The sequence below is a fragment of the Vibrio sp. 9-16B-A1 genome, assembly GCF_056726165.1.
On the sequence record NZ_JBSDZD010000008.1, the window covers coordinates 67,887 to 82,592 of the forward strand.

The window sequence follows — 14,706 nt, forward strand, 5'->3', positions numbered from 1 at the left end:
AATGGAAACAGGAGTGGTAACAATTACAGATTTTTTTTAATTTGTTCAAGTACGTGATTGATTTCCTGTTCATTCATTTCGCCATCTTTGACAAACAGTACCTGACCCTGCTGGTCCAGCAGAACAATCGCTGAGCTCTCTTCATCCAGCTGCCAGGCTTTGGCTACAGTGCCTTCTTCATCCAGCACCATCGAAGACCAGGAGAACTCTTTTTTGCTGTCTTCAGCGGAAGATTTCACGAAAGAGCCGGTACCCCACATGGCGTCGTCCTGGTTGATGATGGTGGTGGTCTGGTATTTGTCAGCCGGCAGGTTGGCGGCCTTGATAGCATCAATCATCGGCGCGTTCAGTTTTTTGGCGCTTTTACGGCCTGCGATGGCCTGGATTACGCGCATTTTTCCGGTCAGTTGTTCACTGCTCCACTGCTGGTAGCGAACCTCATCGCCTTCAAGCATCAGTTCACCATGGCTGGCAACGCTGACCTGAGGCAGCTTCTGGCCGGTTTCGATATTGTGTGCCAGAGCGATGGCTGGCAGTGCGCTCAGCATCAGCGCGGCTAGGGTAACTTTTCTCATTTTGATATCCGTTATGGGAGGCTCTGAATGGCTGCTTATTTGGTGTCAGTGACCAAAGCATCATTTGTGTCTTTGATTCAACAGGGTAGCGCATTATCAGAAAAATGTTAGGCAGCGGCAATGAAATTGGCGTTAAATTTGCACTCTTCTGTCACACCGTTTTTCTGTTGACGGCAGGATCAACAGGTACGGAAGTTTCCAGTCATATCCCGGCAGAGAGGTTGCTATGGACAGAGTGTTTCAGCAATATCACCCAAGGCAGGTTGCCAAGTTTGTTAAGGTGCTGTTTAAAGGTTCTTTTTATATCGCAAACATCGGGCTTTTCTATTTTGAGCGCGGCAGGGTACAGCTGCCGGACCTGACCAATAAACGCATGCTCAGCGTGATGAAAGAGGTCAATCTGATGATCGACCAGCTTTCCGGGCATCCTGCCTGACAGGCAACGCAGGTTGAGGGCCGGGCGTCGGTTTATTGAGGAGGCATGCAAATGCCGGTACCACCAAGGCCGCAGTAACCGTCCGGATTCTTTGCCAGATACTGCTGATGGTACTCCTCGGCCAGATAATAGTGACCGGCAGGGGCAACTTCTGTGGTGACAGGACCAAGTCCGCCGGCATCGAGCTGGCACTGGTATGTCTGCATTGAGCTTTGCACCTGTTGTTCCTGCTCCGGGCTGAAAGTATATATCGCTGAGCGGTACTGAGTACCGAGGTCATTGCCCTGGCGCATGCCCTGAGTCGGGTCATGGTTTTCCCAGAACAGGTTCAGCAGTTTGCTGAGTGGCAGCTCACGGGGACTGAATATCACCCGTACCACTTCACAGTGTCCGGTCCGGCCACTGCACACTTCCTCATAAGTGGGATTGGGGGTAAATCCACCGCTGTAGCCCACGCTGGTAGAGACGATACCGGCCTGTTGCCAGAACAGACGTTCTGCCCCCCAGAAACAGCCCATGCCGAGCAGTATCTGTTGTTGTTCACCGTGCGGTGCTGCGGTAAGATCACTCTGATTTACGAAGTGTTTTCCGCTCTTCAGTATCGGTTGTTCCCGGCCAGGTAAGGCGTGCTCGCGGGCGATAAGGATGGTTTTATCTGTCATATTTGTCTTCCCTGAGTACAGTTGTCCGTTTACCGGCCGGAAACTGTGGCATTCATTCATCAATTTTGTTGTAACACACAATTATCAGTATGTTAAACCTCAAACGGCGCCTTCTGCTTCCACTATCCCTGCTCATCCTGCCATACACCGCGCAGGCTGAGGTCAGCCTTGAAATCAGGGGGCTTGACGGCGAGCTTCAGGCCAACGTGGATGCCTATATTTCTGCGATAGCGAAGAAAGACTATTCGGTTTCATTGCGTTTTCAGTCCCGCCTTGAGGATAACATCAGCAAAGCGCTGCGGGCGCTGGGACACTACAACCCGGTGATTCACTTTAACGTGGCTGAAGACCTGTCATCCCTGACTGTGGATGTGGACCCCGGCCCGCCAACCCGGCTGAGCCAGGTGCAGATCGACGTGCTGGGTGAAGCGGGCAGCGACCCTGACTTTCAGAAGTTGATCCAGGAATCTCCGGTTAAAACCGGTGCTGTGCTTAATCATGCCAACTACGATGCGCTTAAGTCCGGTATGCGTAATCTTGCACTGCAGAAAGGCTATTTTTCCGGTCAGTTTGTTTCTACCAAACTTAAAGTCTCTGCGCCCAATAATGACGCCATCATTGAGCTGATTTACGACAGCGGTATCCGCTATCACTTTGGTGATGTCTCCGTCACCGGCAGTCAGATTGAAGAGACCCGTGTGCGCTCGCTGATCCCGTTTGAAGATAACCAGCCTTACGAGGCGAAGCTGATTGGCGAGCTGAACCAGAAACTGTCGAACACCGAGTGGTTCTCTTCGGTACACGTTGAGCCGGAGCTGACAAATATTGCCACTGAACGCCGTTTGCCGGTGAAAGTGATCCTGGCGCCACAGGCGGAAAACCAGGTGGAAACCGGTTTGGGTTATTCAACCGATATTGGGGTAAAAGGCACCCTGAACTGGAAGAAACCGTGGATCAACGAGTACGGCCACAGTCTGAAAACCAGTCTGTCACTTTCGGTGCCGGAGCAGAGTGTGACTGCCAGTTACAAGATTCCGCTTGAAGATGTGCTCAATGAGTACTATCAGATCCAGTACGGGATGAAAAACACCGATAAACAGGATACCGAGAGTTTTGAGAGCAACCTGGCGCTGGAGCGTCACTGGCAGCTTGAATCCGGCTGGCACCGGACGGTGTTTGTGCGCTACCTGCTGGAAGACTATACCCAGGCCGATGTAAGTAACCGCTCACAAATGGTGTTGCCGGGGATCTCTTTCTCCCGTGCCCGAACCCGGGGCGGGGCGATGCCGTACTGGGGGGATAAGCAGGTTGTGACCATGGAGATGTCCTCAAAAGAAGCACTCTCTGATGCTGGCGTGCTTAAAGTTCAGGGCCGGACCGCCTGGGTGCGCAGCATCGGTGAAAACCACCGCGGCCTGGCCAGGATAGATGGCGGCGCTGTCTATACCGAAGATTACGACCTTGTCCCTCCTTCCCTGCGTCTCTTTGCCGGTGGTGATAACAGCCTGCGTGGTTACGGCTATGAAACCATTTCTCCCAAAGACAGTAACGGTAAGCTGACCGGCGCGCAGTATATGGTCACCTCCACCCTGGAGTATCAGTACCGGGTGTATGGCGACTGGTGGCTGGCGGCATTTGTCGATGGCGGTGATGCCTGGAACAAGATGCCGGAGTGGAAATATGGCAGTGGTGTGGGTGTACGCTGGGCATCGCCGGTAGGACCTATTCGTCTCGACTTTGCCTGGGCGGATACCGCCAAAGAATGGAGCGACTTCCGGATCCACTTTACCCTGGGGCCTGAACTATGACCAAACGACTGGCTAAGTGGCTGGTTCGTCTGGCTATCGCAATTCCTTCCACAATTCTGGTTCTGCTTCTGATGCTCGGCGCTTTGCTGCTGACTCCGCCAGGCCTGAAACTCATTATCTGGGGGGCGGAGAAAGCTCTGCCCCAGTTGCAAATCGCCCGCTCCGAAGGGGCATTGCTGAGTGGTTTTCATCTCTATGAGGTGAAGTTTAACGATCCTGCTCTGTTTATTGAGCTGAGCGCCCGGGAACTGGAGCTGAACCTGGATGTGGGCTGCCTGACGACACCCGCAGTGTGTGTCGACAAACTGGCGCTTAACGGGCTCGATTTTGTTTTGAGTGATGTGGCGCCCGGTGATGACTCTGCCCCGCCATCTGAGCCGGTGACCGAAGTGGTTCTGCCCCTGCCGGTAGAGATAAGTGAAGTCATACTCGACGACATTAAGCTCGATATTCTGGGCACCAAAATCGCCTGGCAGACTTTTCACAGTGGTATCGGTATGACCGGCCGGGTCGCGACCCTGAGTCCGACCGAGTGGCAGAGCATTGAACTGACCCTGCCAGAATCTGAGCCCGATCCTGAACCGTCACAGCCTGTTACCTCTGAGCCAGCGCCGGTTAAACTGCCGGAAGTACTGATCCCGCTGGATGCGCATATTGAGCAAATCAACGTATGGGATTTTCGTATGCATGGCGACTCGCCGGTGGTGGTCAATCACCTCGGGCTGCGCGGTTTTGCGGCCGATCATCTGGTGAAAGTAGGCAAGCTGGAACTGGACATCCCTGAGGTGAATGCCGATCTCAGTGGTGATATCGAACTCATTGGCGGATATCCTCTGGATGCCGCACTGAACGCCCGGCTGAAACAGACCGAACTCAAAGGCCAGAAACTGGCCATGAACGTTACCGGAAGCGTTGAGCAGCTCAGCCTGGATGCGAAGCTCAGTGGCGTGATCCCGGCTCTTCTGAAAGGGGAGCTGTCACCACTGGACCCGGATCTGCTGTTTGACGCGACCCTGTCTGAGGCCAGTGTGCAGTGGCCGCTGACCGGAGAGGCGGATTATCAGGCGCAGATCAGCCGCTTTAACGCCAGCGGCAGCCTGAAAGGGTATCAGCTGGATGGCAGGCTCCAGGCACAGGGCAAAGAGAGCCCGGACCTGGCACTGACACTGGCCGGTAAAGGCGATCTGGGCGAGCTTGACCTTAAGCTGGTGAAGCTGGGCACCCTGGGTGGTCAGGTGCTTGGCGATGCCTGGGCCAGCTGGGAGAAGCAGGTGCGCTGGCGGGCCCACCTGACGCTGGAAAACATTCAGCCAGGTCTGCAATGGCCGGAAGCTGAAGGTAATATCAGCGGCTCTCTGGCGACCAGTGGCTACCTGACAGACAAAGGGGGCTGGTTTGCGGATCTGCCACTTCTGGCCCTGCAGGGGGATTTCCGTGGTTACCCGCTGAAAATCAATGGTGACATTCAGGCTCAGGATTTGGCCGGAAAGGGTGACATTAAGCTGGTGACTGACAGTATCAGCCTTGCCCATGGCCCGAATACCCTGTTTGCCAGCGGCAGGCTGGATAAAGAGTGGCGAATGGAGCTGGCGCTGAACCTGCCCGACTTTGCCAAATCGGTGCAGGACCTTGAGGGGCACGCCCGGGGCGATGTTACGGTACGTGGCCCGCTGAAAACCCCGCGTATTGGTCTGGATCTGAATATAGGAGATGCGGACTGGAAACAGGAAGCGACCATTAAGCGCCTCAGCCTGAAAGGCCAGCTTACGCCACTGCCGGTTCCAACCGGCGATCTGACCCTGAAAGCAGACGGTCTGGCGTATCAGGATCAGAGTGTGGATTCCGTTACGCTCGCTTTCGACGGAAACGAGCAGCAGCATCAGCTGACGCTGGATCTGCTGTCCGAGATAGCAGAGGCGAGCCTGGCGATTGACGGTTCACTCACTCAGGAGCCACATCTGGCCTGGAGCGGGGCGTTGTCGCGCGCCAGACTGAAAACCGTTCAGGGGCCATGGCAGCTGGAGAATCCGGCGAAAGTGAGCTTTGACGGCAGCAACAACCGGGTTTCGGTTCAGGCACATTGCTGGCTTCAGGCGGACTCATCCCTCTGCCTGAGCGAAGATATTGACGTGGGTGAAAGCGGTGAAGCCTCATTGGCGCTGAACAATTTCAGCTTTGCTCAGCTGGCGCAGCTGTTGCCGGCTAAAACCCTGCTTCAGGGCGGGGCAAATGCCAGCGTGTGGGCCAAATGGGCACCAGGCCAGCTGCCGGAAGTCAAAGCAGAGGTCGGGTTATCTGAAGGGCAGGTGACCCGTCAGCTGGAAGCACCGCTGACCGTGGGCTGGCAAAAAGTCAGTCTGGGTGCGGAGCTGAAAGAAGACAGGCTGAGTCTGAGCTGGCTGCTGGATCTGACCGATAACGGCAGCCTTAAGGGCCGGGCGGCAATCGATCAAGTGCAGGCGGATGAGCCGAACATTGAAGGTGAACTGGCGCTGGCCGGTCTGCATCCGGGAATGCTGAAACCGCTGCTTGGCGAGTTCAGCAGGCTGGATGCGGACATTCACTCTGACCTGAAATTCTCCGGTCCGGTACGTCATCCTAAGGTGTTTGGTGACTTTACCGTTGAGAAGCTGACCGCAACCGGTGAGATCACCCCGGTGGATATTGAAAACGGTAAACTGGAAGCGAAGTTTAATGGTTACTCCGGTACCCTTACAGCCAGTATTCCTACCCCTGATGGGGTGCTGAACCTTGACGGTGACGGAGACTGGCATGATCTCAGCGCCTGGAACACCCGGGTAAAAGTGTTTGCTGACGAAATAAACGTGAATCTGCCGCCGGTGGTACAGATGAAAGTCATACCGGATATGACTATCACTGCTAACCCTCAGCTGGCGCGGATTGATGGTGACATCGCGCTGCCGTGGGCCCGGATTGAAGTGGAAGAGCTGCCGGAGAGTGCGATTGGCGTATCTGCTGATGAAGTGATGCTGGATGAAAACTATCAGGTAGTGGAGCGTGAGCAGGCGTTACCGATGACGGTGGAAACCAACATCAATATCAAAATCGGCGATGACTTTAAGCTTAAGGCGTTTGGCCTGGAAGGCGGTCTGAAAGGTCAGCTGAAAGTGTCTCAGAAAGACAAAGGTCCGTATGTGGTCGGCGAGGTGAACATCACCGACGGTACTTACCGCTCCTTTGGTCAGGACCTGCTGATCAATAAAGGTAAGATCCTGATGAATGGCCCGGTTGACCTGCCATACGTCTCGATTGAGGCGATCCGTAACCCGGATAATACCCGCGATGGCGTAACGGCCGGTATCCGGGTTGACGGCCCGGCCAGTGAGCCTTCGGTGACGATTTTCTCAGACCCGTCTATGCCACAGGCGAACCAGCTCTCCTATCTGCTGCGTGGTCAGGATATCGACGCAGAAACCGGCGGCAATATGATGACCACCACCCTGATCGGCCTGAGTCTGGCCAAAAGCGGTAAGTTAGTGGGTGAGCTCGGGCAGGCCTTCGGGGTGCAGGATCTGCAGCTCGATACAGCCGGTTCCGGTGATGAATCTCAGGTTACTGTGAGCGGGTACATCCTTCCGGGCTTGCAGGTGAAGTACGGAGTTGGCATATTTAACTCACTTGGTGAGTTTACCGTTCGTTACCGCCTGATGACCGACCTGTATCTGGAAGCGGTCTCCGGCACCACCAGTGCGGTTGATTTGCTTTACCAGTTTGAGTTTGATTAGAGGCGTGATATGGAACAGTTGGTCTTTGTATACGGAACGCTCCGTCAGGGAGAAGAGAATCACCATTTTCTGGAAGGGTGTGAACTGGTGGCGCAGTACCGTACCGCAGCTGATTACGCGCTTTACGATCTGGGGAGCTATCCCGGATTGTCTGAAGGTCAGCAGGAAGTGTGTGGGGAGATCTACCGTATTACCCCACAAACCCTGGTCCGGCTCGATCATCTGGAAGACGTACCTTACGAGTATCGCCGGGAGAAGATCGATACCCCTTACGGTGAAGCCTGGATTTACCTGTACCAGGATGGCAGTAAGCTTTCTGAACGAATCGATTCCGGTGACTGGTGTCAGCGTTTTTAACCTCTTAAGATTCAAACAAAAACAGCCGGGAACTCCCGGCTGTTTTTTTATTCTTCCTTACTGGCGGTCCATATCCCGGTAGAACTCAAGAAAGGATTCGACTTTGCGCACCATATTTTTTGAGCCGACGAAGAATGGCACCCGCTGGTGCAGTTCGGTCGGTTCAATATCCATGATCCGGCGCGCACCGTCTGAGGCCATACCGCCTGCCTGCTCAATCAGGAATGCCATTGGGTTGCACTCATACAGCAGGCGCAGCTTACCATTAGGGTAGGCTTCGGTGCTCGGGTAGAGGTAGATGCCGCCGTGAAGCAGGTTGCGGTGGAAATCCGACACCAGCGAACCGATATAACGTGAAGTATATGGGCGGCCTTTTTCCGGCACACTCTCCTGGCAGTACTTGATGTACTTCTTCACACCGGTCGGGAACTTGATGTAGTTACCTTCGTTGATCGAGTAGATACGGCCATCTTCCGGGGTCTGCATGCTTTCGTGAGACAGGCAGAACACACCAAGGGACGGGTCGTAGGTAAAGCCGTGTACGCCTTTACCCGTGGTGTATACCAGCATGGTCGAAGAACCGTAGATGATGTAACCCGCTGCGACCTGCTTGTTACCCGGCTGAAGGAAGTCTTCTTCGGTCGGGGTGGTGCCAATCGGGGATACCCGGCGGTAGATGGAGAAGATGGTACCAACGGAAACGTTTACGTCTATGTTCGAAGAACCATCCAGTGGATCCATCAACACCACGTATTTGGCGTTTTTGTTCAGCTCTTTATTGAACACCACCGCTTCGTCTTCTTCTTCACTGGCGACGCCACATACCTGGTCGCGGGCCTCCAGTGCAGCCTTAAATTTGTCATTGGCATAGACATCCAGCTTTTGCTGGGCTTCGCCCTGAACGTTTTCTGAGCCAACTGCACCGGCAATATCCACCAGGCCAGCTTTGTTGATTTCGCGGTTAACAATTTTAGCAGCCAGTTTAATCGAACCGAGCAGAGAGGAAAGTTCGCCGCTGGCATGGGGGAAATCATGCTGTTTCTCGACGATAAACTCACCTAAGGTACGAATTTCAGACATCTTTTTTCCTTTTTAACAGATGTTGGGGGTTATTCTGACGTAACTCACTTGAATGGGGAGGGGGTTTTAGCCAAGATAAGCACAGTTCCACAGCCAGGCGAAAGTTGTGTCAGTTACATTGCGATAACCTTCTTTGGGTTATTCGTCAGTTCTCATATTGTATCGCCCTGATCTTTTTAATGGTAATGAAGTAACTCAGTTGTTAACGGGGTGTTTCGGCTTCTCCGGCCGGTTTTCGCAGGCAGTGATATGCCACTCAATAACGCCGCAAGCTGTCGCTTCGGTGAGCAAACAGGACGTCTTTTTATGCATATTCATATTCTCGGTATCTGTGGCACATTTATGGGCGGGATTGCCATGCTGGCCCGTCAGCTCGGACACAAAGTGACCGGCAGTGACGCTAATGTCTACCCGCCGATGAGCACCATGCTGGAAGAGCAGGGGATTGAGATCATCCAGGGATTTGATCCGGCTCAGCTGAAGCCGGAGCCAGACCTGGTGGTGGTTGGTAACGCCATGAGCCGGGGAAATCCGTGCGTTGAGCACGTGCTGAACCACAACCTGAGATACACATCCGGCCCTCAGTGGCTGCAGGATCACCTGCTGCATGACCGCTGGGTTTTGGCAGTCGCAGGTACTCACGGCAAGACGACTACTTCCAGTATGCTGGCGTGGATTTTAGAGGATTGCGGCTATCAGCCAGGCTTTCTGGTTGGTGGCGTTCTGGGCAACTTTGGCATCTCCGCCCGGCTGGGTGAGAGTATGTTCTTTGTGGTCGAAGCCGATGAATATGACAGTGCTTTTTTCGACAAGCGATCTAAGTTTGTTCACTACCATCCGCGCACTCTGGTGCTGAACAATCTGGAGTTTGACCACGCCGATATCTTTGACGATCTGGAAGCGATTAAGCGCCAGTTCCATCACCTTGTGCGTACCGTGCCGGGTAACGGCCGGTTGCTGGTTCCTGAGCAGGATGAAGCCCTGCATGACGTGCTGGAGCGCGGCTGCTGGACGGAGAAAGAGCTGGTCAATGGCCGTGGTGACTGGCAGGCGCATAAACATCAGCGCGATGGCAGTGACTTTGACGTTTCGTTCAAAGGCGAAGTCGTGGGCCGGGTGCAATGGGATCTGGTCGGAGAGCACAACGTCAGCAATGCGCTGATGGCGGTGGCGGCTGCCCGCCATGTTGGTGTGACCCCGGATCTGGCCTGTGAAGCCCTGGGCCGGTTTATCAACACCAAACGCCGTCTGGAGCACAAAGGTTCAGTGAACGACATTGAGCTCTACGATGATTTTGCCCATCACCCAACCGCGATCAGGCTGACGCTGCAGGGGCTGAGAGACAAAGTGGGCAACGACCGCATTCTTGCGGTACTGGAACCCCGCTCCAGCACCATGAAGCTGGGCGTTCATAAGGACGATTTGGCTGGTGCCCTCAGTCAGGCTGATGAAGTGTTTATGTTCCAGCCCGACAACATTCAGTGGGAAGTGAGCGAAGTGACCGACCGCTGCCTGCAAACCGCACACCATGAGCACGACCTGGACCGTTTGGTCAGCAGGGTGACAGAGAGTGCCCGCGCAGGCGATAAGATCCTGGTGATGAGCAATGGAGGATTCGGCGGTATTCACCAGAAAATCCTGGACCAGCTGGCTAATCGCTGAGTTAAGCGCGAAAATAGAGATCAGACTCCGGAAAAGAGAGGCAGTGTGGAGTGAGTCGAATATGCTCCTCCCAGGACCCAGGACCCAGGACCCAGGACCCAGGACCCAGGACCCAGGACCCAGGACCCAGGATCACTGTCTCCACCAAAAAGTTGAACTATGAAAGATAAAAACAAATCCATCACCCTTGCCTGGACCGGTGCCTCCGGTGCCCCTTATGGTCTTAAGCTGCTGCAGACCCTGCTGGCAGCAGAGTACCAGGTTTACCTGCTTATCTCATCGGCCGCGCGGGTGGTGTTGGCGACCGAGCACGGCCTGAAACTGCCGGCCGGGCCGGACGCGGCTAAAAAAGCCCTGGTGGAGCACCTTGGCTGTGAAGCGGACAGGCTGACGGTTTGTGGCAAAGAGGACTGGTTCTCACCGGTCGCTTCTGGCTCGGCTGCGCCAAAACAGATGGTGGTCTGCCCGTGCAGTGCCGGCAGCGTAGCGGCGATCGCCCACGGCATGTCGGACAATCTGACTGAACGGGCGGCAGATGTGGTGCTCAAAGAGCGCGGCCAGCTTATTCTGGTGGTGCGCGAAACCCCGCTTTCCACTCTGCATCTTGAGAATATGCACAAGCTCTCTCAGATGGGGGTGACCATTATGCCGGCGTCCCCGGGTTTTTATCATCAGCCGAAGTCGGTTGAGGATCTGGTCGATTTTATGGTGGCGCGCGTGCTGGATCACCTCGGTATCGACAACACGCTTATCCCCCGCTGGGGTTATGACAGCCGCGGCTAAAATCAACCCGGCATATAGCAGCTTTGTGAAGATAAGGTTACAATGCGTCTGAACTCAACGGGGTGCCGCGTACGAGCGTGGCTGAGAGAATACCCGTCGACCTGAACCAGATAATGCTGGCGTAGGAATTGAGTAACTGATCTCAACCCCTGTGCCGCTCACCTATCAAGGAGCGAACAGTGAACAAAACACTGCTGCCGGTAGCTATTGCTGCCGCATTCTCATCTGCTGCGCTGGCAGCCCAACCAACCCTGACCGTTTATACCTACGACTCTTTTGCCGCTGACTGGGGCCCGGGCCCGGTTATAACCAAAGCGTTTGAAGCTGAGTGTGACTGCACCCTGAATCTGGTGGCGCTGGATGATGGCGTTTCCATTCTTAACCGCCTGCGCCTTGAAGGTAAGAACAGCAAAGCGGACGTGGTTCTGGGGCTGGATAACAACCTGATCGACGAAGCAAAGAAAACCGGCCTGCTGGCTGAGCACAGTGTCGACACCGCTAAACTGACCCTGCCAGGTGGCTGGCAGGACAAGACTTTTGTACCTTATGACTACGGCTATTTTGCGTTTGTTTACAACAAGCAGAAGCTGACGAACCCGCCGGCGAGTCTGAAAGAGCTGATCGAAGAGCGTGATGACCTGAAAGTGATCTACCAGGACCCGCGCACGTCTACGCCGGGTCAGGGCCTGATGCTGTGGATGAAGTCGGTGTATGGCGATGGTGCGTCTTCTGCCTGGCAGCAACTGGCAAAGAAAACCGTGACCGTCACCAAGGGCTGGAGCGAAGCTTACTCTATGTTCCTGAAAGGGGAGTCGGACATGGTGCTTTCGTACACCACCTCGCCGGCTTATCACCTGATCGCTGAGAGCGATGATAACTACGCCGCGGCGGACTTTGCTGAAGGTCACTACACCCAGGTGGAAGTCGCCGCTAAAGTAGCTTCTTCGCAGCAGCCTGAGCTGGCTGAGCGCTTTATGCAGTTTATCCTGAGCGATGCCTTCCAGGGTGCGATGCCTACTGGTAACTGGATGTACCCGGTGACCGGTGTGGCTCAGCCTAAAGGTTTTGAAAGTCTGACCCTGCCACAAAAAGCACTGGCGTTCAGCCCGGAAGAAGTGGCGAAAAACCGCCGTTCGTGGATCCGTGAATGGCAGTCGGCGCTGGTTAACTGATCCGATAAAGTCAATCCCGGCCATGCCCTGGAGGCATGGCCATTTTTTTGAGTGAGATATGGGCAAGATACCCAAAACAGGGCTGGTGGTTGTACTGGCGATCCTGCTGCTGGTCGGGCTGGCACTGACCAGCCTGATCCGCTTTGCACCCGGGCTGAATCCGGCGCAGGTGATTGGCGACCCTTACTACCTGCATGTAACCCGGTTCAGTTTTTATCAGGCGCTGCTCTCAACCCTGCTCAGCGTCGGCTTTGCGCTGCCGGTCGCCCACGCCCTGTCCCGGCGGCACTTTCGTGGCAAAGGGCTGCTGCTCAAACTTTTCTCCTCAACCCTGGTTTTGCCGGTGTTGGTGGGGGTATTTGGCCTGCTGGCCATCTATGGCAACAGTGGTCTGCTGGCCGGGCTGTTTGACTGGGACCTCTCCATTTACGGCCTGAGCGGTATTCTGCTGGCACATGTGTTTTTCAACCTGCCTTATGCGGCGCGCCTGCTGCTTCAGTCTCTGGAATCGGTGCCTGCAGAGCAGCACAAGCTGGCCGCGCATCTTGGGATGAGCGCCTGGCAGAAGTTTCGTTTTGTGGAGTGGCCGCGCCTGCGCCAGCAGCTTCCGCATGTGGCCGGGCTGGTGTTTATGCTCTGCTTTACCAGTTTTGCCACTGTGATGGCGCTGGGGGGCGGGCCTAAATCGACCACCATTGAGCTGGCCATCTATCAGGCGATCAAATACGACTTTGACCTGCAGGCCGGTGCGCTGCTGGCATTGTGGCAGATGGGGCTGTGTGCGCTGCTGGCGCTGGCGGTACAAAAGCTGGCCCGTCCGTTGCCGCCGGACGCAGCCAGCCAGGCGCTGGCGCCGGATTACAGCCGCGATTGCGTTAAAACCCTGCTGTGGGACTGGGGCTGGATAGGCGGCGCGGCTCTGCTGGTGCTCCCGCCGCTGGCGGCGGTGTTGCTGGCCGGACTGAACAGCCAGCTTGGCAGCGTGCTTGGCAGCGGTGCATTCTGGCGTGCGCTGGCGACCTCTGTGTCGATTGCGCTGTGTGCCGCTGTTCTGGCTCTGGGATGCGGTTTTGCGGTGCTGCTCAGCAGCCGGGCGCTGCGTTTGTCGGACAAAGCATTCTGGGCTGATAAAACCGAGCTGGTGGCGACCATGATCCTGGTGACGCCCGGGCTGGTGTTAAGTACCGGTCTGTTTCTGATGCTGCGGGAGTGGGGTGATATCAGCCGCACCGGAGTGGTGGTTGTTGTTCTGGTTAACGCCCTGATGGCACTGCCCTATGTGGTCAAAGCCCTTGCCCAGCCGATGCTGCACCTGGCGCAGCGCTACCGGTTTTTAAGCGCCAGCCTTGGGATCAGGGGGCTCAATCATCTTCGCCTGATCGAGTGGCGGGCGCTGAAAAAGCCAATATGCCACTCGCTGGCGCTGGGTTTCATGCTCTCTATGGGCGACCTCAGTGCCATCGCCCTGTTTGGCAGCCAGGATTTGCGAACCCTGCCATTGTACCTGTTTCAGCTGATGGGCAGTTACCAGATGGAGGCGGCCGCTGTGGTCTCTCTGGTATTGTTTGCCCTTTCTGTAGGCAGTTTTACCCTGATTGAACGTCTGTTAACCGGAGGCCGCAAAGCGTGACTCAACTGACTCTCGATAATGTTTTGTACCGTTATCAAAATGAAGCCTTTAACTTTGATCTTAAGGTGGACAGTGGTGACATTCTGGCACTGCTTGGGCCAAGCGGGGCGGGCAAATCGACCCTGCTGGCGCTGGTGGCCGGTTTTATCGAACCGCTCAGCGGAGATATTTATGCGGGCACGCGGCGCCTGAACGGGCTGGCGCCTTATCAGCGTCCGCTGGCGATGCTGTTTCAGGAGCATAATCTGTTTGCCCATCTCAGCCTGAGAGACAATATCGCTCTTGGGCTGCATCCGGGGCTGAAGCTTTCAAAAGAGCAGTGGCAACAGGCAGAGCAGGCGGCAGAGCTGGTGGGTATTGGCGCTTTGCTGGACCGGCTGCCTGAAGAGGTTTCCGGTGGTCAAAAGCAGCGGGCGGCATTGGCGCGCTGTTTTGTTCAGTCGTGTTCGCTGTGGCTGCTGGATGAGCCATTTTCAGCGCTCGACCCGGTGATCCGCGAAGAGATGCTGGGGCTGGTCAAAAATCTGGCCCGGGAAAAGCAGCTCAGCGTAGTCATGGTGACTCACCACCTGAGCGATGCCAGGGCGGTGGCGGATCGTTTTGCGTTTATGGCGGATGGCAGGGTGAAGGTGAGCGGAAGCATTGAAGCGCTCAGCCCGGACCACAGTGACCCTCAATTGAGCGCGTTTGTAAGAGCGGGCGGGTAGAAGTACCTGCGAGATTAAGCTCAATGGCTAAAGGCAGCCGGGAGTTGCCAGGCAAACTCTCCGCGCCAGGACGGCGCGGTGAAGCCCC

12 protein-coding genes and 1 riboswitch are annotated in these 14,706 nt (G+C 55.5%); of the genes, 9 read left to right on the forward strand and 3 right to left on the reverse strand.

Annotation, left to right across the window (positions count from 1 at the left end; all coding sequences use genetic code 11):
* Nucleotides 1-23: 23 nt before the first annotated feature.
* Nucleotides 24-575 carry a YtfJ family protein gene (locus tag ACVB80_RS14080; protein WP_481081922.1) on the reverse strand — a complete coding sequence of 184 codons (552 nt, stop codon included), beginning with the start codon at nt 573-575 and terminating at the stop codon, nt 24-26.
* A 226-nt stretch (nt 576-801) separates the two neighbouring features.
* Here ACVB80_RS14080 and ACVB80_RS14085 point away from each other — a divergent pair, with 226 nt between their 5' ends.
* Entirely contained in the window at nt 802-1,011 is a 210-nt protein-coding gene (locus ACVB80_RS14085; protein WP_481081923.1) for a DUF1107 family protein, read from the forward strand.
* Nucleotides 1,012-1,043: 32 nt separating this feature from the next.
* Here the strand turns inward: ACVB80_RS14085 and msrA are convergent, their stop codons facing one another.
* Nucleotides 1,044-1,673: a peptide-methionine (S)-S-oxide reductase MsrA gene (msrA, locus tag ACVB80_RS14090; protein WP_481081924.1), complete on the reverse strand. Its 630-nt coding sequence runs from the start codon at nt 1,671-1,673 to the stop codon at nt 1,044-1,046.
* Nucleotides 1,674-1,762: 89 nt separating this feature from the next.
* Here msrA and tamA point away from each other — a divergent pair, with 89 nt between their 5' ends.
* The 3 genes from tamA to ACVB80_RS14105 are packed head-to-tail and all read left to right on the forward strand — an operon-like array spanning nt 1,763 to nt 7,584.
* The gene (gene tamA, locus ACVB80_RS14095) at nt 1,763-3,481 is read left to right on the forward strand and encodes an autotransporter assembly complex protein TamA (RefSeq protein ID WP_481081925.1); all 1,719 of its coding nucleotides are present in this window, start codon (nt 1,763-1,765) and stop codon (nt 3,479-3,481) included.
* Nucleotides 3,478-7,227 (forward strand): autotransporter assembly complex protein TamB, encoded by a 3,750-nt coding sequence (gene tamB / locus ACVB80_RS14100; protein WP_481081926.1) that lies wholly within the window; start codon nt 3,478-3,480, stop codon nt 7,225-7,227. The genes tamA and tamB overlap by 4 nt, the downstream gene beginning before the upstream one ends.
* Before the next feature lie 9 nt (nt 7,228-7,236).
* Nucleotides 7,237-7,584 (forward strand): gamma-glutamylcyclotransferase family protein, encoded by a 348-nt coding sequence (locus ACVB80_RS14105; protein WP_481081927.1) that lies wholly within the window; start codon nt 7,237-7,239, stop codon nt 7,582-7,584.
* A 57-nt stretch (nt 7,585-7,641) separates the two neighbouring features.
* On the opposite strand, the gene fbp is transcribed toward ACVB80_RS14105, so the two are convergent.
* Nucleotides 7,642-8,664 (reverse strand): class 1 fructose-bisphosphatase, encoded by a 1,023-nt coding sequence (gene fbp, locus ACVB80_RS14110; protein WP_481081928.1) that lies wholly within the window; start codon nt 8,662-8,664, stop codon nt 7,642-7,644.
* Between the two features lie 306 nt (nt 8,665-8,970).
* Here fbp and mpl point away from each other — a divergent pair, with 306 nt between their 5' ends.
* From mpl to thiQ, 5 genes are all read left to right on the forward strand, one after another.
* Nucleotides 8,971-10,326: a UDP-N-acetylmuramate:L-alanyl-gamma-D-glutamyl-meso-diaminopimelate ligase gene (mpl, locus tag ACVB80_RS14115; protein ID WP_481081929.1), complete on the forward strand. Its 1,356-nt coding sequence runs from the start codon at nt 8,971-8,973 to the stop codon at nt 10,324-10,326.
* A 159-nt stretch (nt 10,327-10,485) separates the two neighbouring features.
* Complete coding sequence (locus ACVB80_RS14120) at nt 10,486-11,109, forward strand: flavin prenyltransferase UbiX (RefSeq protein WP_481081930.1); 624 nt, start codon at nt 10,486-10,488, stop codon at nt 11,107-11,109.
* 48 nt (nt 11,110-11,157) lie between these two features.
* Nucleotides 11,158-11,254: riboswitch (TPP riboswitch) on the forward strand.
* Nucleotides 11,255-11,288: 34 nt separating this feature from the next.
* The gene (gene thiB, locus ACVB80_RS14125) at nt 11,289-12,281 is read left to right on the forward strand and encodes a thiamine ABC transporter substrate binding subunit (protein ID WP_481081931.1); all 993 of its coding nucleotides are present in this window, start codon (nt 11,289-11,291) and stop codon (nt 12,279-12,281) included.
* A gap of 58 nt (nt 12,282-12,339) precedes the next feature.
* The gene (gene thiP / locus ACVB80_RS14130; protein ID WP_481081932.1) at nt 12,340-13,911 is read left to right on the forward strand and encodes a thiamine/thiamine pyrophosphate ABC transporter permease ThiP; all 1,572 of its coding nucleotides are present in this window, start codon (nt 12,340-12,342) and stop codon (nt 13,909-13,911) included.
* Nucleotides 13,908-14,618 carry a thiamine ABC transporter ATP-binding protein gene (gene thiQ, locus ACVB80_RS14135; protein ID WP_481081933.1) on the forward strand — a complete coding sequence of 237 codons (711 nt, stop codon included), beginning with the start codon at nt 13,908-13,910 and terminating at the stop codon, nt 14,616-14,618. The genes thiP and thiQ overlap by 4 nt, the downstream gene beginning before the upstream one ends.
* The last annotated feature ends 88 nt before the right edge of the window (nt 14,619-14,706 follow it).